Annotated in this window: 21 protein-coding genes; 7 read left to right on the forward strand and 14 right to left on the reverse strand. The window is 35.6% G+C overall.

Annotated features, from left to right (window positions below):
- From hscA to iscR, 6 genes are read right to left on the reverse strand one after another with little or no spacing between them, the layout of a single operon-like run.
- A complete protein-coding gene (hscA, locus tag A9G07_RS09785) occupies positions 1 to 1,860 on the reverse strand; it encodes a Fe-S protein assembly chaperone HscA (protein WP_065734976.1) in 1,860 nt (619 codons plus the stop codon).
- A gap of 38 nt (positions 1,861 to 1,898) precedes the next feature.
- A complete protein-coding gene (hscB, locus tag A9G07_RS09790; protein ID WP_065562948.1) occupies positions 1,899 to 2,417 on the reverse strand; it encodes a Fe-S protein assembly co-chaperone HscB in 519 nt (172 codons plus the stop codon).
- 14 nt (positions 2,418 to 2,431) lie between these two features.
- A complete protein-coding gene (gene iscA, locus A9G07_RS09795; protein WP_065562949.1) occupies positions 2,432 to 2,755 on the reverse strand; it encodes an iron-sulfur cluster assembly protein IscA in 324 nt (107 codons plus the stop codon).
- Complete coding sequence (gene iscU, locus A9G07_RS09800; protein WP_065562950.1) at positions 2,755 to 3,141, reverse strand: Fe-S cluster assembly scaffold IscU; 387 nt, start codon at positions 3,139 to 3,141, stop codon at positions 2,755 to 2,757. Before iscU ends, iscA begins: the two co-directional genes overlap by 1 nt.
- Before the next feature lie 15 nt (positions 3,142 to 3,156).
- Positions 3,157 to 4,371 carry an IscS subfamily cysteine desulfurase gene (locus tag A9G07_RS09805; RefSeq protein ID WP_065734977.1) on the reverse strand — a complete coding sequence of 405 codons (1,215 nt, stop codon included), beginning with the start codon at positions 4,369 to 4,371 and terminating at the stop codon, positions 3,157 to 3,159.
- Positions 4,372 to 4,408: 37 nt separating this feature from the next.
- Positions 4,409 to 4,864 (reverse strand): Fe-S cluster assembly transcriptional regulator IscR, encoded by a 456-nt coding sequence (gene iscR / locus A9G07_RS09810; RefSeq protein ID WP_065734978.1) that lies wholly within the window; start codon positions 4,862 to 4,864, stop codon positions 4,409 to 4,411.
- A 163-nt stretch (positions 4,865 to 5,027) separates the two neighbouring features.
- Between iscR and sltY the strand changes: the two genes are divergently transcribed.
- Positions 5,028 to 6,956, forward strand: a complete 1,929-nt coding sequence (sltY, locus tag A9G07_RS09815) for a murein transglycosylase (protein WP_065734979.1) — start codon at positions 5,028 to 5,030, stop codon at positions 6,954 to 6,956.
- Positions 6,957 to 6,967: 11 nt separating this feature from the next.
- Positions 6,968 to 7,258, forward strand: coding sequence for a trp operon repressor (gene trpR / locus A9G07_RS09820; protein ID WP_218058433.1), 291 nt, complete (start codon positions 6,968 to 6,970; stop codon positions 7,256 to 7,258).
- A 32-nt stretch (positions 7,259 to 7,290) separates the two neighbouring features.
- On the opposite strand, the gene robA is transcribed toward trpR, so the two are convergent.
- From robA to A9G07_RS09835, 3 genes are all read right to left on the reverse strand, one after another.
- Positions 7,291 to 8,214 (reverse strand): MDR efflux pump AcrAB transcriptional activator RobA, encoded by a 924-nt coding sequence (gene robA / locus A9G07_RS09825; protein WP_065562955.1) that lies wholly within the window; start codon positions 8,212 to 8,214, stop codon positions 7,291 to 7,293.
- Between the two features lie 85 nt (positions 8,215 to 8,299).
- A complete protein-coding gene (nfuA, locus tag A9G07_RS09830) occupies positions 8,300 to 8,878 on the reverse strand; it encodes a Fe-S biogenesis protein NfuA (RefSeq protein ID WP_065735002.1) in 579 nt (192 codons plus the stop codon).
- A 102-nt stretch (positions 8,879 to 8,980) separates the two neighbouring features.
- Positions 8,981 to 9,652 carry a phosphoribosyltransferase family protein gene (locus A9G07_RS09835; protein WP_176713969.1) on the reverse strand — a complete coding sequence of 224 codons (672 nt, stop codon included), beginning with the start codon at positions 9,650 to 9,652 and terminating at the stop codon, positions 8,981 to 8,983.
- Positions 9,653 to 9,896: 244 nt separating this feature from the next.
- On the opposite strand from A9G07_RS09835, the gene A9G07_RS09840 reads away from it, so the two are divergent.
- On the forward strand, positions 9,897 to 10,466 hold the full coding sequence (locus A9G07_RS09840; protein ID WP_065734981.1) for a peptidylprolyl isomerase: 570 nt from the start codon (positions 9,897 to 9,899) through the stop codon (positions 10,464 to 10,466).
- A gap of 82 nt (positions 10,467 to 10,548) precedes the next feature.
- Here A9G07_RS09840 and A9G07_RS09845 read toward each other — a convergent pair whose 3' ends face one another.
- From A9G07_RS09845 to pepB, 3 genes are all read right to left on the reverse strand, one after another.
- A complete protein-coding gene (locus tag A9G07_RS09845; protein WP_065734982.1) occupies positions 10,549 to 11,142 on the reverse strand; it encodes a tetratricopeptide repeat protein in 594 nt (197 codons plus the stop codon).
- A gap of 210 nt (positions 11,143 to 11,352) precedes the next feature.
- Positions 11,353 to 11,946: a tetratricopeptide repeat protein gene (locus A9G07_RS09850; protein WP_065734983.1), complete on the reverse strand. Its 594-nt coding sequence runs from the start codon at positions 11,944 to 11,946 to the stop codon at positions 11,353 to 11,355.
- 58 nt (positions 11,947 to 12,004) lie between these two features.
- Positions 12,005 to 13,285 (reverse strand): aminopeptidase PepB, encoded by a 1,281-nt coding sequence (gene pepB / locus A9G07_RS09855; protein ID WP_065734984.1) that lies wholly within the window; start codon positions 13,283 to 13,285, stop codon positions 12,005 to 12,007.
- Between the two features lie 101 nt (positions 13,286 to 13,386).
- Between pepB and A9G07_RS09860 the strand changes: the two genes are divergently transcribed.
- The gene (locus A9G07_RS09860) at positions 13,387 to 14,160 is read left to right on the forward strand and encodes a tyrosine-protein phosphatase (protein WP_065734985.1); all 774 of its coding nucleotides are present in this window, start codon (positions 13,387 to 13,389) and stop codon (positions 14,158 to 14,160) included.
- A gap of 68 nt (positions 14,161 to 14,228) precedes the next feature.
- Here the strand turns inward: A9G07_RS09860 and A9G07_RS09865 are convergent, their stop codons facing one another.
- Positions 14,229 to 14,846: a 4'-phosphopantetheinyl transferase family protein gene (locus tag A9G07_RS09865; protein WP_065734986.1), complete on the reverse strand. Its 618-nt coding sequence runs from the start codon at positions 14,844 to 14,846 to the stop codon at positions 14,229 to 14,231.
- 97 nt (positions 14,847 to 14,943) lie between these two features.
- Between A9G07_RS09865 and metC the strand changes: the two genes are divergently transcribed.
- Both metC and tilS read left to right on the forward strand, forming a co-directional pair.
- Positions 14,944 to 16,161, forward strand: a complete 1,218-nt coding sequence (metC, locus tag A9G07_RS09870; RefSeq protein WP_065734987.1) for a cystathionine beta-lyase — start codon at positions 14,944 to 14,946, stop codon at positions 16,159 to 16,161.
- Positions 16,162 to 16,172: 11 nt separating this feature from the next.
- Positions 16,173 to 17,480 (forward strand): tRNA lysidine(34) synthetase TilS, encoded by a 1,308-nt coding sequence (gene tilS, locus A9G07_RS09875; protein ID WP_065734988.1) that lies wholly within the window; start codon positions 16,173 to 16,175, stop codon positions 17,478 to 17,480.
- A gap of 37 nt (positions 17,481 to 17,517) precedes the next feature.
- Here the strand turns inward: tilS and A9G07_RS09880 are convergent, their stop codons facing one another.
- Complete coding sequence (locus tag A9G07_RS09880) at positions 17,518 to 19,695, reverse strand: heavy metal translocating P-type ATPase (RefSeq protein ID WP_141677507.1); 2,178 nt, start codon at positions 19,693 to 19,695, stop codon at positions 17,518 to 17,520.
- Positions 19,696 to 19,893: 198 nt separating this feature from the next.
- Here A9G07_RS09880 and A9G07_RS09885 point away from each other — a divergent pair, with 198 nt between their 5' ends.
- Positions 19,894 to 20,208, forward strand: a complete 315-nt coding sequence (locus A9G07_RS09885) for a winged helix-turn-helix transcriptional regulator (protein ID WP_442903366.1) — start codon at positions 19,894 to 19,896, stop codon at positions 20,206 to 20,208.
- Positions 20,209 to 20,241: the final 33 nt, after the last annotated feature.

Here is a 20,241-nt window from a genome sequence, read left to right on the forward strand (position 1 = left end):
TTAAATATCATCAACGCTATGCCCGGTTAAGGCATGGCGTATTGATCTATTCATGCGTTTTGCTGCAAAAGTTTGCGTTGCATTATCAACATGTTTAATTTCTTGCTCAATCAAATAATAATCATCAGATTCAGTCGCTTGCTGTAATTGATTTTTAGCCTGTAATATGAGGTTAAGTTCCTCTTCATCTAATAAATCAGCATCTTTATCTAAAGCACTTTGCAAGGTTTCAAGAACTCGTGCTGCTTCCACTTTCTGCTCTGCAAGCATTCTTATTTGTTTATCTTGATTTGCATAATTGATTGAATCTTGAATCATGGTCGCAATTTCATTTTCTGTCAGTCCATAAGATGGTTTAACTTGAATTGCTGCCTCAACTCCTGTCGATTTTTCCATTGCAGTGACACTTAATAGGCCATCAGCATCAACTTGAAAGGTAACTCGAATATGAGCTCCACCTGCTGGCATAGGAGGAATGCCCCTTAAAGTAAATTTTGCTAATGATCGACAATCATTAACACTTTCTCGTTCACCTTGTAAAACATGAATCATCATAGCCGTTTGGCCATCTTTAAATGTGGTAAATTCTTGTGCTCTCGCACACGGTATTGTGCTATTTCGAGGGATGATTTTTTCCACTAAATCGCCCATCGTTTCAATGCCTAATGATAAAGGAATCACGTCAAGTAATAACATGTCCGAATCAGGCTTATTGCCAACCAGTATATCCGCCTGTATTGCTGCACCAATGGCAACAACTTTATCTGGGTCAATTGAAGTTAAAGGTTCGGTTTCAAAATATTGACCAACCAATTGTCTTACTAATGGCACTCGTGTTGAACCACCGACCATCACAACTTCACTAACTTCTTCAACATTAATTTGAGCATCTTTTAATGCTCGACGACAAACCGCCAACGTTCGTTTGACTAAAGGTTCAATTAGCGTTTCAAATTGCTCACGCGTTATAGTTAAAGATTGACCTTCTATGTTGACTAAAACAGAACCTTTCTGGCTTAGTGCAATTTTGACTTTAACCGCTTCATCAATAATTTTTTGGTTGATATGGGGATCAGTGTTATTTTCTAGACCGACTTGTCTTTTTAAATAATCGGCAAGTAATCGGTCAAAATCATCACCGCCAAGCGCTGAATCGCCCCCCGTTGCTAAAACTTCAAATACCCCTTTATGTAAGCGCAAGATAGAAATATCAAACGTACCACCCCCTAAATCATAAACAGCAATCACCCCTTCTTTGCCTGAATCTAAACCATAAGCAATCGCAGCAGCGGTTGGTTCATTCAATAATCTTAAAACATGCAGTCCAGCTAATTTAGCTGCATCTTTAGTTGCTTGTCTTTGCGCATCATCAAAATAAGCCGGTACGGTTATTACCGCCCCATCAATTTCACTTGCTAAACTCTGCTTAGCACGTTCAGCTAAAGCTATCAAAATTTCAGATGAAACTTGTACGGGATTAACTTGTTGATTAGGTAAATTTAATAAAGGAACACCATTATCAGTTTGGGAAAACGTATAAGGAAAACGCGAAATATCAATATCAGATAAACTTCTTCCCATTAAACGTTTTATAGAACTAACAGTATTTAATGGATCACTTGCCGCATTAGTTTTAGCATTTTTTCCGACAGTTATAATAGTATTATCATCATGATCAACACCATAATGCACAACTGAAGGCAATAAGGCATCGCCTTCTAAATCAGGCAATACTTCGGATTGTCCGCTACGAACTGTTGCGACTAAGGAATTAGTTGTTCCAAGATCGATACCAATTGCTACACGACGCTGGTGAGGTTCTGGTGTTTGCCCTGGTTCACTAATCTGTAATAATACCATTTGATCTATCTCTAATTGATGTGTGACTTAATCTTAAATTATAAAGCAAATTGCTTTTCTTGTAACTTTTCGATTTGTTCAATCAACCTAGCCAGATAACGGATTTTATAGATTTGATTAAGTGCGGTTTGCCAATCTTGTTTCGAAATATAATCCAATAATTGCTGATAGACTTGTTTTTTTCGTTCTGAAATTTCCGAATAAAAATTATCTAAAAGATCAAGATTATTTTGGCTTTCAATATCATCCAATTTTTCTCGCAAACTGAATTGTTCCATTAAAAAATCAGCATCGTGAATAATATTCTGTTCTGTAGCGACATCAAATCCCTGCAAAGATAACAAATATTCAGCCGCTTTTATCGGATTTTTTAATGTTTGATAGCCATCATTAATCATTGCCGACTTCTGAATAATTGCCACTTTTTCATTATCAGCTACCTGAGCGAAATTATCAGGATGATATTGCCGTTGTAACTGTTGATAATTGACCGTTAACTGACCATTATCAATTGGCAATTTAATCGGTAATTGAAATAATTCAAAATAATTAGTCAAAATTCATGTCCCAACTAAACATTAAAGCTTTCGCCACAACCGCATTCATTCTTAGAATTAGGATTATTGAATTTAAAGCCTTCGTTTAGGCCTTCTTTGACAAAATCAAGCTCTGTTCCATCAATATAAACTAAGCTCTTTTTATCAACGATAACTTTGATATCTTTATCTTCAAATACACTATCATCGTCATTAATAGCATCAGCAAATTCTAGGACATAAGCCATACCTGAGCAACCAGAGGTTCTCACTCCTAATCTGAGTCCAACCCCTTTACCTCTATTAGCTAAGAAAGCTTGAACTCGATTGGCTGCACTATTAGTTAATGTGATTGCCATCAACGTTGTCCTTTTTTGGATTTATAATCATCAATTGCCGCTTTAATTGCGTCTTCGGCTAAAATTGAACAGTGAATTTTAACCGGTGGCAAGGCAAGTTCTTTAGCGATATCTGTGTTTTTAATCGCTTCAGCTTCATCTAACGATTTACCTTTGATCCATTCAGTCACTAATGAACTTGAAGCAATGGCGCTACCACAACCATAAGTTTTGAATTTAGCATCTTCAATAATACCATCATCATTAACTTTGATTTGTAATCGCATTACATCGCCACACGCTGGGGCGCCAACCATTCCACTACCAACATTAGGATCATTTTGATCGAAAGAGCCAACATTGCGGGGATTTTCATAATGATCGACGACTTTATCACTGTATGCCATAATTTGCTCCTAATTTTAATGGGCTGACCACTTAATTTTTGTTAGATCAACACCATCTTTAAACATTTCCCAAAGTGGAGAAAGATCCCTTAATTTACCGATAGAATCTTTAATTAACTTAATAACATAATCCACTTCTTCTTCGGTACTAAATCGCCCAAGTGAGAATCGAATTGAGCTATGTGCAAGTTCATCGTTAAGTCCTAATGCTCGCAATACATAAGATGGTTCTAAACTTGCAGATGTACATGCAGAACCTGATGATACTGCTAAGTCTTTTAAAGCCATCATAAGTGATTCACCTTCAATATAAGCAAAGCTTACATTTAAGATATTAGGAACACTATGTTCTAATGAACCATTAAGGTAGACTTCTTCGATATCTTTTAAACCATTCCATAAACGGTTTTTTAATGCCAAAAGGCGGGGCATTTCTGTAGCCATTTCTTCTTTGGCTATGCGATAAGCTTCGCCCATACCAACAATTTGATGAACTGGTAATGTACCAGAGCGCATACCGCGTTCATGACCTCCACCATGCATTTGAGCTTCAATGCGCACACGAGGTTTACGTCTAACATAAAGTCCACCAATCCCTTTTGGTCCATAGATTTTATGTCCAGAAAATGACATAAGATCGACTTTTAATTTAGACAGATCAATTGGTAACTTACCAACACTTTGGGTTGCATCAACATGAAATACAATACCTCTTTCACGACACATCTCACCAATTTTTTCGATATCTTGAATAACGCCAGTTTCATTATTAACGTGCATAATAGATACCACTGTTGTATCACTACGCATTGCCGCAGCTAATTTATCAAGGTTAAGTATACCATCTGATTCTGGCGCTAAATAAGTAACTTCATAACCTTCTCGTTCTAATTGACGACAAGTATCAAGTACGGCTTTATGTTCAGTTTTACAGGTAATAATGTGTTTACCTTTAGCTTGATTGAAATGTGCTGCACCTTTAATGGCTAAGTTATCTGCTTCTGTCGCTCCTGATGTAAAAACAATTTCTCGTGAATCTGCACCAATTAAATCAGCAATTTGGTTACGTGCTATGTCAACAGCTTCTTCTGCTTGCCAACCAAATTTATGAGAACGTGAAGCGGGATTTCCAAAAACACCATCCGGTGTTAAATACTGCATCATTTTTTCAGCTACTCTTGGATCAACAGGCGTAGTGGCTGCATAATCCATATAAATAGGTAATTTCATTAATTACTCCCAATTACAAATTCTGTATTCTATTTCTTTAATTAATTCTGGCGTGATGGAGATGACTTTGTCGATTTGCGACAGCTCTTACTTCCTGATTATTCACTAGTTCGCTTAACGTGATGCTGGTCAAAAAATCGTTTATTCGTTCACTTAAATCATTCCATAAACTATGAGTAAGGCATCTTACACCTTTTTGACATCCAGTATGCCCATGGCATTTGGTTGCATGAACAGTTTCGTCTACTGCTTTAACAATCGAACTAATCGCAATTTGATCCATACTACGGCCAAGTACATAACCACCGCCAGGACCTCTTACACTTGAGACTAGACCATTTTTACGCAACCTAGAAAAAAGTTGTTCTAAATAAGATAGTGAAATTTCCTGACGTTCTGAAATATCAGCAAGTGATACAGGGCCGGAATCAGAATGCAGCGCTACATCTAACATAGCTGTAACCGCATAACGCCCTTTTGATGTCAATTTCATTAATCATTCCTCTATATTTAATAATAAATATTTTATATATCCTTTAATTTTAGTCAAGTATTTAGTTGACTATTTTAGTGGGAATTAAGTTATCAGTTCATCATCGACGAAATATAACCAAATATGCTAATCTAATAGGCTGATTTGATACTGGAGTTAAGGAATGAATTTAGTAATACGTTGGTGTTTAATATCAAGCACTTTATTGGCAAACAGTCTATTTGTAGAAGCATCACAACATGAGTTGCGCCAAAATTATCAAAGATGGCAAAACACTTATCAATCATTAAACTATGATGAGCAACAAGCATTACTAAAACAATTAAATAATTACTCACTTTATCCTTATGCGGCTGTGCAGTTTTTTCAAAAAAATATCAAAACGGTACCACCACAACTCGTCAGTAGTTTTGTAAAAAAATATGATGACTTTCCATTAACTTCATCATTAACTCAAGCTTATTTGAATGAACTATCAAATCGCAAAGATTGGAATGCCATAGTCTCTTTTCCTAAAGACAATTCAATTAGCTCTAATTGTCGATATCAATATGCAAAATTACAAAAAAATAATGACAAATCGGTTTTAGATAGTGTCGAATCGCTATGGTTAACGGGGAAAGAATTACCTTCAGCCTGTGATCCATTGTTGGATGCATGGTCAAAAAGTGGAAAACGTACATCAAATCTTATTTTATCTCGTATTGAGCTTGCATTTGAAAGCAATAATTTAAAACTCGCTCGTCATTTAACCAACTTATTAGATGACAATAATCAAACAAATTATTTATTGGCCGTGCTTGATAATCCAAGAAAACTTGACGAATTTTCCAAAAACATTAAAACCAGCACATTGACTAAAAAAATAGTCTTAGCATCTTACCCTCGTTTGGTCAAAGCCGACAAAAATCTTGCGGCAGCATTGTTACCACAACTGATAAAAAAACAGAACCTAACTGATGAGGAACAAAATAGATTACAAAGTAGCTTAGCAAATAGCTATTTTAGTGATTCAGTAACAACAGAACAGAGCAAATGGCGAGATAATTACCTAACTAAAAGCCATGATACTGCATTAGTTGAAAAACGTATTCGCATGGCTATTGATGCAAATAACTACAAAGATATTGCTCATTGGATAAAACAATTAAAGCCAGAAGACCAATTAAAAGAAGAATGGCAATACTGGCAAGCCAGAGTATTACTTAAAAATAAGAAAACCAATGAAGCCAAAAATATTTTAAAAACATTGAGCAACAACCGAGGTTTTTATGGAATGATCAGTGCTCAAGCACTTAATCAACCATATATAATCAACAATTTATCTAAAAAACTGCCAACAACAGAAGTAAATTCTTTGAAAGCCAAATATGATCAAAAACCATTTGCCATTCGAATCAAAGAGCTAAGGTTTTTAGGTATGCTAGCGGAATCAAAACAAGAATGGCGTTATATACTTAAAGCAAAAGAAAATGAATATCTCGATTTAGCTCAATATGCTTACCATAAGGGCTGGGGAGATCTTAGTATTCAAGCAACAATATCTGGAAAATTATGGGATAATTGGACAGAACGATTACCTATCATGTACAAAAAGCTATATAATGAAGCTTTAAAAGATAAAGCTATTCCGCTATCTTACGCTTTAGCCATCACGCGTCAAGAAAGTGCTTTTGATGCAGCAATACAGTCTCCTGTCGGAGCAAGTGGCTTAATGCAATTAATGCCAGCAACAGCAAAAGAAACGGCCAAAAAAGTTACCAACATTAGCTATAATTCACCAAACCAATTATTTGAGCCTATGACTAATGTACAATTAGGCACTTATTTTCTAAACAGCGTTTATTTACAAAATGATAACAACCGTATTTTATCTTCAGCAGCCTATAATGCAGGTCCAAGCCGAGTAAAAAAATGGTTGAATAATAGCAACGGAAAGCTTGATGCAGTCGAATTTATTGAAAGTATTCCTTTCAATGAAACACGAAATTATGTCAAAAGTGTATTAGTATATGATTATATTTATCAGCACATTTTAGGGGAACAAACCCCACATATACTGACAAAAAAAGAATTTAATAGACAATACTAATGGTGCATTACATGAAAACTAAAGAATGGAACCAAACGGTTGAAATATTACACCAAGCATTTAATAACGGTTATTCATTAGATATTTTAAAACTACTGATGACATCTGATGAACGTGATGCTTTAATTACACGAGTCAAAATTGTACGCTCATTACTTGATGGATCAATTAATCAGCGCCAGCTTAAAGATCAATTGAAAATCGGTATTGCAACAGTCACCCGAGGTTCAAACAGTTTAAAAGAAGCAACACCTGAATTTAAAGCATGGCTAGAAAAGATTTTATTGAACTCTAATGACTAAAAACTATCGTCAATATTCATGACGATAGCATGTTATAACGATAGGTTTGATTGAATATTGACTTCTTCATCCGCCACAACAGGGACACAATAATCACATTCCATGCTAAGGATATCTTCAAAACATTTTACAGAATCATCATGGTGATTATGATGGATTTCAATTAAACAGCTTGAACTACGCAATCGCACTTTTAAGGCTGGCATCGCCGCTAAATGGACTTGAGAAATAAAATCACTAAAATTTTCTGGTGGACCAATATATTTAAAACAAAGATATAAACCACCTTCACTAACAAAAGGCTCAATATGCTCCAAATTGTTATTGTGATCTAAAGCAATGGTATATAAAAGTTCTTGCTCATTAGCATTATCTTTACTTTTTAAAATACGACTAAAAGCAAAGATTTTGTCGGGTAAACATTCACTCTTGTTCTCATAATGAGACAGATAATTATGAAAAAACTGCGATCTTAATTTATTTTCTTCATCTAAAATTTGGCTCAAATTACAGTTATTCTTATATGAAATTCCCCAAAATGTTTGCTTTGGCATATTAACAAATTTAGGTTCAGGTAAAGAGAGTCGATTTTTATTTAATTCAATAGCCGGGGTTAAGCCAGTTGGATCCCAAAACTCACCTCGTCGATAGCTGGCTGGTGTTTCATTAAATTGCTTTTTAAAAGATCGGGTAAAAGTTTGTTGTGAATCAAAACGATATTGCATAGCAATATCTAAAATAGGTTTGCTTGTCATTCGCAAAGATAATGCCGCATAAGTTAATCTGCGGTGACGAATATAAGTACCGAGCACTTGACCGGTTACTTCTTTAAACATCCGTTGTAAATGCCACTTTGAATAACCTGATTTTTGGGCAACATTATCAATAGATAAGGGCTGCTCCAAATTTTTTTCAATCCAAACGATAAGATCTGAAATAATACTAACTTGATTCATAAAACCCCATCATAAAGTGAATTGGCAGACATCATGCGATTATGACTTAATCCCAGCAATAAGCAAGATTTAAATCGAAAAATTTTTAACAATAAGAATGGCTTCCCGCTTGATGTTCAGTAATATCTTTAACGCCTGCTAATTCAGGGAATTCCGCAAGCAATTGCTTCTCAATACCCTCTTTTAAAGTAAAATCAACCATTGAACAACCATTACAACCACCACCAAATTGCAATATAGCATAATTATCTTCAGTCAATTCCACTAAGCTAACATGGCCGCCATGACTAGCTAATTGAGGATTAACCTGAGCTTGAATAACATAATTAACGCGCTCAATTAATGGGGCATCATCCGCAACCTTTTTCATTTTTGAATTTGGCGCTTTTAAAGTTAACTGTGAACCTAATTCATCTGTCACGTAATCAATCACGGTTTCTTCTAAAAAAGGTGCACTAATTTCATCGATATAAACAAAAAAACCTGCTTGTTGTTCTTCTTCGATATCACCATCTTCAACAGTATCTGCCGGACAATAGGAAACCCCACATTCAGCAGATGGCGTGCCAGGATTAATAACAAAAACCCGAATTTGAGTACCATCAGGCTGATTAGCAAGCAATTTTTTAAAATGTTGTTGAGCTGATTCAGAAATGGTAATAATAGACATAATCCCTCACTTTGACACGATTGACATTGATAATCCTCAACATCATCGATAATAGTTGACTTACTCTCTTGGTTATTATAGGGGGTGTTTTGGATTTTACAAGACGGTCCGACACAAACAAACTACCTGCACATAAGCGGCACCACTCTCTTTTAATTGCTGGCTAATAACATTTATCGTATTACCGGTAGTAACAATATCATCAATAAGCATTACCGATTGATTGGTTAAATCAGAGTGACATCGAAAAAGTGTTTCTACATTACTCATTCTTTGCTTAAGCGATAGGTTCTTCTGATCGCGAGCTGCAAATTTTCGCGACAATAGGTAAGGCTTAAATTCTCGATTTAACCATCTAGCTATTGGCTTAGCCAATAATGCCGCTTGATTAAAACCTCTAGACCAATAACGAAAATGGTGTAAAGGGACACAAGTCACAATGTCAGGTTTAGCAAGGCCATCACTTAATCGACGTTGATACCAGGCTAAAAACATTAACCTAGCTAATGCGTTGGTTAATTCGATTTTATTATGAAATTTTAAATGTTGAATTAATTTTTTTAATGGATCGATATAGCCTGTTACAGCCACCATTTCATCCCAATAAGGTCTTTTCTCTCGGCATCGATAACATTCATTTGTTGATAATGAGTGAGGAAGGCAGCATTGATGGCAAACTTTATTAAGCTTCGGTAAGTTTTCTATACATTGACTGCAAATTCCATGGTGAGATAGCACCAAAGGCATATTACATAAAATACATCGCATCATCATTCAGAAAAAAGTTGAGGAACGGGGTTTTTGAGCTAATTAATGGATTAAAAATAGTCATAAAGAAGAATATCAATTTAATAATATTCTGGATTATAGTGAATATAAGTCATTTTTTACTGGTTTAGAAAAATATTGCGATTTACCACACAAAATTTTAATTGATTTTGCATATTTATGATTTCAATTAAACCAATATTAGGTATAATTTGCCGGCAATATAATAATAAGGATTCATAAAATGAAAAAAATCAAAGTGTTATTTATAGGAATATTATTAACCCTCTTTTCAACCATTACTTTGGCTGATACTAAAGTATTAATTCAAACCAGCATGGGCGATATTGAAGTTGAGTTAGATAGCAAACATGCTCCAATCACTACGAAAAACTTTCTTGATTATGCCAATAGTGGTTATTACGAAAATCTAACATTCCATCGTGTCATTCCTGGATTTATGATTCAAGGTGGTGGTGCTGATGATCAATTAAAATTTAAAGAAACTAAACAACCCATCAAAAATGAAGCTAATAATGGCTTAAAAAATGATCGTGGAACTATCGCAATGGCAAGAACCAATGCTGTAGATAGCGCAACTAGCCAATTCTTCATTAATGTTGTGAATAACGATTTCCTCAACTACCAAGGACCAGAAAAATATGGCTATGCTGTTTTTGGAAAAGTCACCAAAGGAATGGATATTGTTGATAAAATTGTGAATGTACCAACTAAACGTATGGGACCACATCAAAATGTGCCTGTTGAGCCAGTTTATATTAAAAAAGTTACAGTTGTTGAAGATAAACAATAAGTTTATTTAAAACCAATAAATATTTCATGCAAACCATCTTAATGATTTAAGGTGGTTTTTCTCAAATCATCAAATAATAGTATTATTTTTCTAATTCGTCACAAGCCTTTTGAAAAGCTTGATCACAAGACTGCTTGAAATACTCTTTAGCTAACGATCTATTTTGCTCCACTCCGTTACCATTATAGTACATGATGGCGACATTGTACTGTGAAAAAGGATTACCTTGTGCTGCCGCTTTTTCAAACCAGAAAAATGCCTTTTGTTTATCCGCTTCGGTTCCTTCACCATTAAAATACATAGCTGCTAAATTGTTTTGAGCATTTAAGTAACCTTGTTCTGCAGCTTTAGTGTACCAAAAAAGAGTTTTTTGTTTATCCTGCTCAATTCCATCGCCTTGATAATACATCTGCGCTAAATTGAATTGGGCTTCAAGGTGACCTAGTTCTGCCGCTTTAGTATACCAATAAGCTGCTTTTTGTTTATCTTGCCCAACGCCTTTACCCTCATCATATACAAGTGCTAAATTGAATTGAGCATTAGGGTTATTTTGTTCTGCTTCTTGATGACATTGAGCGAAAAACTTTTCAAAATTTATTTTATGAAAATTTAGTTCGCACAGGCTAGCGTGAACGGCGGGAAAAAATAATAATATAATCCATAATATTTTTTTCATGGCTTTCCTTATTTCACTATAATCAACAATAGCTTAATTAGAAATTTAGTACCTATAAAATTATTGATAAATATTATAAATAATTCTTAAATTCACCTTTAATTATCAAGATTAAAGATAATCAAACGCTTTTCAATTAATTGAAATAAATGCTTTTGTATAAAACTATCTTCATATTGAAGATAGTTTTTCTAATTTATTTAATTATTTCTACAAAGTATTATCACAAGCAATTTGTAGCCCCAATGAACAAGCTTGTTTTAGATACTTTTTGGCTAAAGCTTTATCTTTTTCAACACCTTCGCCCTCATAGTACATAACAGCTAAATTATTCATTGATTCAGCTTTGCCCTGATCTGCTGCTTTTTTATACCAAAATGCTGCCTTTTTCTTGTCTTGAGCTATACCATCACCTTCATCATACATAATAGCTAAATTATGCTGAGCATCGGCATCACCTTGTTCTGCCGATTTTGTATACCACAATACAGCTTTTTCTTTATCTTGCTCTACACCCTCGCCATCATCATACAGAACTGCTAAATTAAATTGCGCATCAGAGTCACCTTGTTCAGCACTTTTAGAGTACCAATTAAAAGCTTTTTGTTTATCTTCTTCAGTACCTTCGCCTTTATCATACATAACCCCTAAATAAAACTGTGCAACAGAATCACCATTCGGCGCTTCTTTTGTACATGCCTCAAAAGCTTTTTCAAAATTTTCTTTTTCAAATTCTGTTTTACAATCACTTGCATAGACAGAAACTGAAAATAAAAGGGGTATCAGTGTTAATAACTTTTTCATACTATTCCTCATTCCTTATATATTTATAAATAATTTAGCGATTCAATTTTATTACAATTTAATACAATTTGCTTAATAAATTAGCAAGTGTTCTTATACCAATACCTGTTGCACCTGTTGCCCATAATGCGGTTGCGCTTTTACGAAAGGTTGCTGAACAGTCAATGTGGAGCCAATTTTTTTTATAATTTTTAATAAAATAGGATAAAAATGCCGCTGCTGTACTTGCACCAGCAGTGTTCGGTAATCCAGAATTTGCCATATCTGCAAACGAAGATGGGAATTGGGCTCGATGAAAATCAGCTAATGGTAATCGCCAAAAGGCTTCATGTTCAGCTTGACTACTTGCTAATAACTGATTAGCAAATTTGTCATCAAATGAAAGTAATGATTGATAATCATTACCTACAGCAATCTTTGCTGCCCCAGTAAGGGTTGCACAATCAATGATATAATTGGGGTTATCATTATCAGCACTAATTAATCCATCAGCCAAAACCAAACGCCCTTCGGCATCGGTATTATCAACTTCCACTGTTTTACCATTACGATAACGAATGATATCGCCAAGTTTGAAAGCATTACCACTTACCAAATTATCTGCACAGCATAAATAAAGTTTGATACGGTGTTTAACTCCACGTGCAATCGCAAGGGCTAGAGCCCCTGTCACCAATGCAGCTCCCCCCATATCCGATCGCATTGATTCCATAAAACTGCTTTGTTTCAAGCTATATCCACCTGAATCAAAAGTAATTCCTTTGCCAACTAAGCAAGCAATGATTGGTGCTTTAGGATTTTTAGTAGGATTATAATCAAGCTCAAGCAAGGCAGCCGGTCGTTGAGACCCTTTGCCAACTGTGTAGATCCCCATATAATCTTGCTCTTTTAATGCTTCACCTGAAATAATGTTATAAGTTACATCAGAGGAATAATGGCTAATTAAGTTTGCACTTTGCGTTGCCAGTTCGAAAGGGCTTAATGTTTCCGCTTGTTGATTAACAATGTCTCGACACCAATCAATAATGGCTAAGCGATTTTTTAGTTCTTGTTTATCTTTATTACTTAACTTTGGCCAACTGATTTTATTATTATTCTTGGCATTACGATAACCCATCCAAAAATGCCAACATGACTCTAAATCCCAATTGTCACCACTCAATTTAACCGATCTAATACCTTGATTATCTAGTTTTCGTGCAGCTCGTTGAATAGCACCATGCCGATGCTCAGGTCGATAATGAATAGTAACAGCATCTTCTGAAAAACTGAGTAATGCATCTTTGCCCCACTTTGATGGAGCAGGTTTTTCCGAAAGTAATATAGATAACATCGACATAATAAATTCCTCAAGCAATAATAATGCGAAAACAATGAATCAATTCTAATCAGAAACATGCTAATATAGCAAGCAAAGTTAAGCATAAATAAGGACCTATAATGACATCAGTTGTACCGATCAAAAATGGAATTAATTTTCGTGACTTAGGTGGAATTAAAACTAGTGATGGTCGCCAAATTCGAGCTGGAATGTTGTATCGTTCAGGTGAGTTTTCACGCCTAAGTGATGATGAAAAAAATTTTTTATCTGATGAGCTTAATTTACATTATGTCTTAGATTATCGCGATCAACATGAAATCGATCGTCATCCAGATAATCTTTGGAACAATAGCCAATATATTAATATCCCTGCCAATCCATTAAGTGATGAATTTACAGCAAGCTTAACGAGTGAACAAGGTCAGGATATTTTTGTGTTAAAAAAATACTCACCGTTTGATTTTATGGTTAAGCTTTATCAATTGTTACCTTTTAATAATCTCGCGTATAAAAAGTTAACATCACTATTACTTAATGCTAACGGAAGACCTTTAGTCCAACACTGTGCTGTAGGTAAAGATAGAACTGGTATCGGTGTCGCTTTAACCTTATTTGCATTAGGTGTGAGTGAAGAAATTGTTATGCAAGATTATTTGCTTACCGAACGCTATTTAAACGACTATCGTGAAGCCGTACTTAGCGAAAATAAAAGTAAATTATCGCCAGAAGAACTTGAAAAACATAAGATCATCTTTGCGGCTAAAAAAGAGTTTTTAACCGCAGCTATTGATGAAATAAAAAAACGTTATGACACTATCGATAATTGGTTAGCAAAAGAATATCAATTGGACGATAAAAACAGAAAAATTCTTCAAGATATTTATTTGATTTAAATCAGCTTAATGTTTGGACAGCCACCTTACGTTTATCAAAAAGCTGTCAGTAAGTAATTGCTAATGCATTAAGATTGTAAGACAAAATTTGTGATAGGTTTATCATGATTTACAGCAAGATGAACTGGTGCCTGTTGTTGATAATGATAATAAAAATGCTGACCAAACGGCGCACTAATTAATTGGTTTTCAATATCTACTTTTACCAATTTCATTTGCCAAACCCCTTTGGCATATAATTTAAGCGCCGATTCTTTTAATGTCCAAAGTTGCCAAAAGGCGTTTAAAGTATTACTTTGCGCTAACATCCACTGATATTCATCATTAGCAAAAAAACTTTTGGCAACATTCAGATAATTTTGACGTTGTCGAGAAACTTCAATATCGAGCCCAACTTTACCATTAAGCGAAATTGCAACGGCTACCCAATCTTGGCTATGGCTGATATTAAAATCAGGAAGATGACTATCTAAAAAGCCTGGGCGATTATTGTCGCCAATGATCATCGTCGGTAAAGTATCAATATGGCAATACTGTTTAAGCAAACTCGCTAATATTGAACGGCAAGCTAAAAACTGTTTTTTACGTGTGCCATTTAACGATTCCGCATCATTAATCACTTGTGGTGATAACAGAGAATAATTTAATTCCACCGAATCTAAATGGGCAAGTTTGACAATTACCATGTGTGTAAGCCAGTTTAAACAAAAATTATTTTTTACTATTTTAACAGCATGCTATGCTAACTGTTATCGAAATTTATCAGATCACTAAGGATGCATCATGTCATTACAAACAAAATTAGTTCATGCTGGTCGAAAAAAACGCTATACCCAAGGTGCAGTCAATTCCGTTATTCAGCGAGCTTCATCGCTAGTTTTTGATTCAATCAAAGCAAAAAAAGAAGCAATGGAAAATCGTACTAAAGGGGCTCTATTTTACGGTCGTCGTGGCACTTTAACTCATTTTGCTTTGCAAGATGCCATGGTAGAAATAGAGGGAGGAGCAGGCTGTTACCTATATCCTTGTGGAGCAGCAGCAATTGCAAATGCCATTTTAGCTTTTGTAAAAGCAGGAGATCATATTCTGGTATCAGAAGCCAGTTACGAACCAACCCAAGAATTTTGCGAGCATATACTTAAAGATTTTGGAGTGGAAACCGATTATTTCCCGCCACTCATTGGTCGATATATTACTAAATATATAAAACCGAATACTAAAGTGGTATTTCTTGAATCACCAAGCTCAATTACCATGGAACTGCATGATGTGCCTGCAATTGTTAAAGCAATCCGCAGCGTGAATCCAGAAATTGTAATTATGATGGATAATACATGGGGAGCAGGTGTTTTATTTAAAGCATTAGAGCATGATGTTGATATCTCAATTCAAGCCGGTACAAAGTATTTAATTGGTCACTCAGATGCCATGCTAGGAACGGCTGTTGCTAATCAACGCTGTTGGGATAAATTACGTGAACGTTCTTATTTAATGGGGCAAATGTGTGATGCAGATACCGCTTATATGGCAGCACGAGGATTGCGAACTTTAGCCGTTAGATTAAAACAACATCATGAAAGCAGTATAAAAGTGGCAAATTGGTTAGCTAATCACCCCAAAGTGGCAACCGTTAATCATCCAGCACTCGAAAGTTGTAAAGGACATGAGTTTTTTAAACGTGATTTTAGTGGCGCTAGTGGTCTATTTTCATTTGTACTTAACGATCATTTAAGCGAAGTGCAATTATCTGATTTCTTAGATAATATGACTCACTTCTCAATGGCATATTCATGGGGTGGATTCGAATCACTAATATTGGCCAACCAACCCGAAGATCTAGCAAAAATACGACCAATATCCGGCATTGATTTCACTGGTACGTTAATCCGATTACATATCGGTCTTGAAGATCCTGATGATTTAATTGCCGATTTGGCTGCTGGTTTGGATAGAATCAAACTACATAAAAACAAGGTTAATGCATTACAAAGTTTAGTATAAATGGATAGCAGATGGGTCATCAAACAAAGAGCGACAATGTGATTGAACAAACTATTTTACAACACCTAAACGGTCGGCAATCGCTACTTGTTGCCTTCAGTGGTGGAGTTGATTCAACCGTATTAATGCAAGCATTAGTCAATTTAAAGCGACAGTTACAAAATTTGAAACTCAGAGCAATTTATATCCATCATGGTTTGAGTCAAAATGCCGATAATTGGGCTGAACATTGCAAACAACAATGCCTAGTTTGGCAAGTCCCTTTGATTATTGAAAAAGTCAAACTTGATAGAACAGCTGGCAATATTGAAGAACAAGCCAGAGAAGCCCGTTATCAAGCCATTTATCAACATTTAAAAAATAATGAATTTTTATGTACTGCCCAGCATCTTGATGATCAGAGTGAAACTTTTTTTCTAGCTTTAAAACGTGGCAGTGGTCCAGCGGGATTATCAAGTATGCCACTTGAAAATGGCCAACACCTTCGACCATTACTCACAATTTCACGTCAAGAAATTGAGCAATATGCCAATCAACACCAATTAAGTTGGATAGAGGACGAAAGTAATCAAGATGACCATTATGATCGCAACTTTTTACGTTTAAATGTTCTACCAACACTTAATCATCGTTGGCCTCATTTTTCACAAATGGTTGCTCGCAGTGCAGAGTTATGCCAACAGCAAGAAGCATTAATACATGAAATTTTATTTCCAGAATTTAAAAATATTATTGGTGATAAGAAGCAACTTAACCTTCAACTATTATATGATTATTCAGAATATAAACGTAATGCAATGTTGCGAATGTGGTTCAAAGAGCAACATATTGGAATGCCAAGCCAAAAGCAACTTTCACTAATTTGGCATACGGTTATTCAAGCTAAACAAGATGCTAATCCGCGATTTATTTTGCATAATTGGCAAATTCGCCGATATCAAAATCAGCTCTATTTGTTACCTTTGTATCAAGATATTGAGCAACAAATTTTACCTTGGGATTTAACCGCTTCGCTAACTTTGCCGGATAATTTAGGTATATTGCAGCCCAATTACCAAACCGATTTAATTTGTCGTTTACCACAAAATGATGAAACCGTATCAGTCCGATTTCATGCTCAAGGGCAATTTCAAATTGTTCAACGCCAGGGATCGCGCTCGATAAAAAAATTGTGGCAAGAGCATCATATTCCACCTTGGATGCGCACGCGTATTCCCTTAATTTATTATAATGAACAACTCATTACCGCAGTTGGGGTATTTGTTACTGAGCAAGGTAAAGGATTACAAATTGGGTTTAACCTTATAAATAAAAAATAAGGAGACAATCCGTCTCCTCAATTTATAAAATATCAAATTATTCAGAACGAGCTTTCCATCGCTTCAACAACAACGCATTTGTCACCACACTCACACTGCTTAGTGCCATTGCTGCACCGGCTATCATTGGATTCAAAAAGCCTAAAGCAGCGAGAGGTATACCAATTAAATTGTAGAAAAACGCCCAAAATAGGTTTTGTTTAATTTTATTATAAGTTCTTCGAGAAATATCGATAGCATCGGCAATTAAAAATAGATTGCCACGCATTAAAGTAATACTGGCCGTATGCATTGCGACATCAGTTCCCGTCCCCATTGCAATACCAATATCAGCGGCAGCTAAAGCCGGTGCGTCATTGATACCATCACCAACCATGGCAACTTTATTATTACTTTGGCTATCTTTTTGTAATTGATAAATATAGTTCGCTTTATCTTGAGGCAAAACTTCAGCAATAACTTTATCTAAATTTAATTGCTGTCCTACATAATTAGCAGCTTGTTGATTGTCACCGGTTAACATAACCGTATTTACCTTTAATTGACGTAATGCATCAATAGCACTTTTCGCTTCAGGCTTAATAACATCAGAAAAACCGAATATGGCTAATATCACAATACTATTTTCTGATTGCTGTTTGGCTAAAAATGAGATTGTGTAACCTTTTTGCGTAAGCTCATTAACTTTATCCTGCATATCTACAAAATAGGCATTTAACGTTTTCATCCAACGCAGACTGCCTAAATAATATTCATGGCTATCAATCGTTGCCATCACTCCTGAACCCGCGATTGATGTAATATTTTGTGCATAACTGTAGGATTTAGCCTTAGCTAATATTGCTTTAGCTAGTGGGTGTTCACTACCTGCTTGCATAGATGCTGCAACAGAAAGAATTTGATCGGCTGTTTCCATGCCCAGCACATCTAGCTCAACTAACTCTGGTTTACCGATTGTTAATGTGCCAGTTTTATCAAATGCTACAGTATTAATATTGTGTAAGGTCTCAAGTGCTTCGGCATCTTTAATCAAAATACCATGACGAGCAGCAACCCCCGTACCAACCATTATGGCTGTTGGCGTTGCTAACCCTAGCGCACATGGGCAAGCAATCACTAACACCGCAACCGCATGAAGTAAAGCTTGCTGCCAATCATGAGAAATAAAGCCCCAAGCAAGCAGTGTAATTAAAGCAATCAATAAAATGACGGGTACAAAAATAGCACTAATCCGATCCACAATACGCTGAATTGGTGCTTTTTTCGCTTGGGCTGACTCAACCATAGCAATAATCTTAGACAACATAGAATCAGCTTGAATAGCGGTTGTTTTTACAATTAATAGTCCTTCACCATTTATAGTTCCACCGGTTACGGTACTATTGAGTGTTTTAGTAACCGGAAAACTTTCCCCAGTCAACATAGACTCATCACAACTTGATGCGCCTTCAAGAACAATACCATCAACGGGTATTCGCTCACCGGGTTTAATAACCACCACATCATTAACCTTAACCTGACTTATTGGCAAACTCACCTCTTCCTCCCCTTGTCGAACTAATGCCACTTCAGGGCGAAGCGCAGAAAGTGCCTCAATCGCTTGGGTCGTTTGATGTTTGGCCCTTGACTCTAACCATTTACCAATCAAGATCAAGGTAATAATAACCACTGATGACTCAAAATAGAGGTGATCGGCATGACCAATAATAAGCTGATAAAGAGAAAGTCCATAAGCAGCACTGGTACCAATTGCAACAAGTAAATCCATATTCCCAGACAATGCTTTCGCTGCATTAAAACCACTACGATAAAATTTAGCGCCAAGTCCAAATTGTACAATCGAAGCAATCACTAATTGCAGCCAAGCGGGCATCATCCAATGAATTCCAAATAATTCAAGTAACATCGGCAAAACAAAAGGAAGTGCTAATATAACCGAAATAATAATCGGCCAAACTGATGCTTGCTTACTCACGTCTTTAGCGTGAATTTCCGGCTCGGAAATCTTCACTGCATGGTAACCAGCTTTATCAACTGCTGCCATTAAAGTTTCTAATTTAACATCAGCATTAGCCTTAACGGTGGCCTTTTCAGTTGCAAGGTTTACACTAACATCAATCACACCATCAATCTTTCTTAATGCTTTTTCTACACGGCTAACACATGATGCGCAGCTCATCTCTTCAACAAAAAAATTATATTCGATAGTTTTCATTTGAGGCATTCCTTGATTTTAGGTATGGTAGATATTGTAGTATTAATTATCTTTTTAACAAGAATGCACCTTTTTGATATATACTACCCAAAAAGATACTGTAAAGATAACCAAGTGAAAAATAATTCGATTATCAACCCCCATTGTGAAAAACAAGACCAGACAATTACCTATTGCCCAGTTGATGTCACAATTAATATGATTGGTGGTAAATATAAATCGCTAATACTATGGAAATTGATGTCCAAAAGCGCCATGAGATTTTCTGAGTTACACAAAGAAATTCCAACGGCCACAGCTAAAATGCTAACCCAACAACTACGCGAACTTGAATCAAATGGCTTAATTCATCGACAGGTTTTTCCGGTGGTACCACCTAAAGTTGAATATTCTTTAACTAATTTTGGAAAAAGTATAAAACCAGTACTTGAATCAATGTATTTATGGGGCAGTGACTATTTAAATAATCAAGGCTTACAAGTTAATTGTTCAATGACCACATTAGATCAATAAATTACTGTTCGTGGTTAATGACAAGTATAGATA

It is taken from the genome of Gilliamella sp. wkB72 (assembly GCF_001693745.1).
Lineage (GTDB): Bacteria > Pseudomonadota > Gammaproteobacteria > Enterobacterales > Orbaceae > Gilliamella > Gilliamella apicola_E.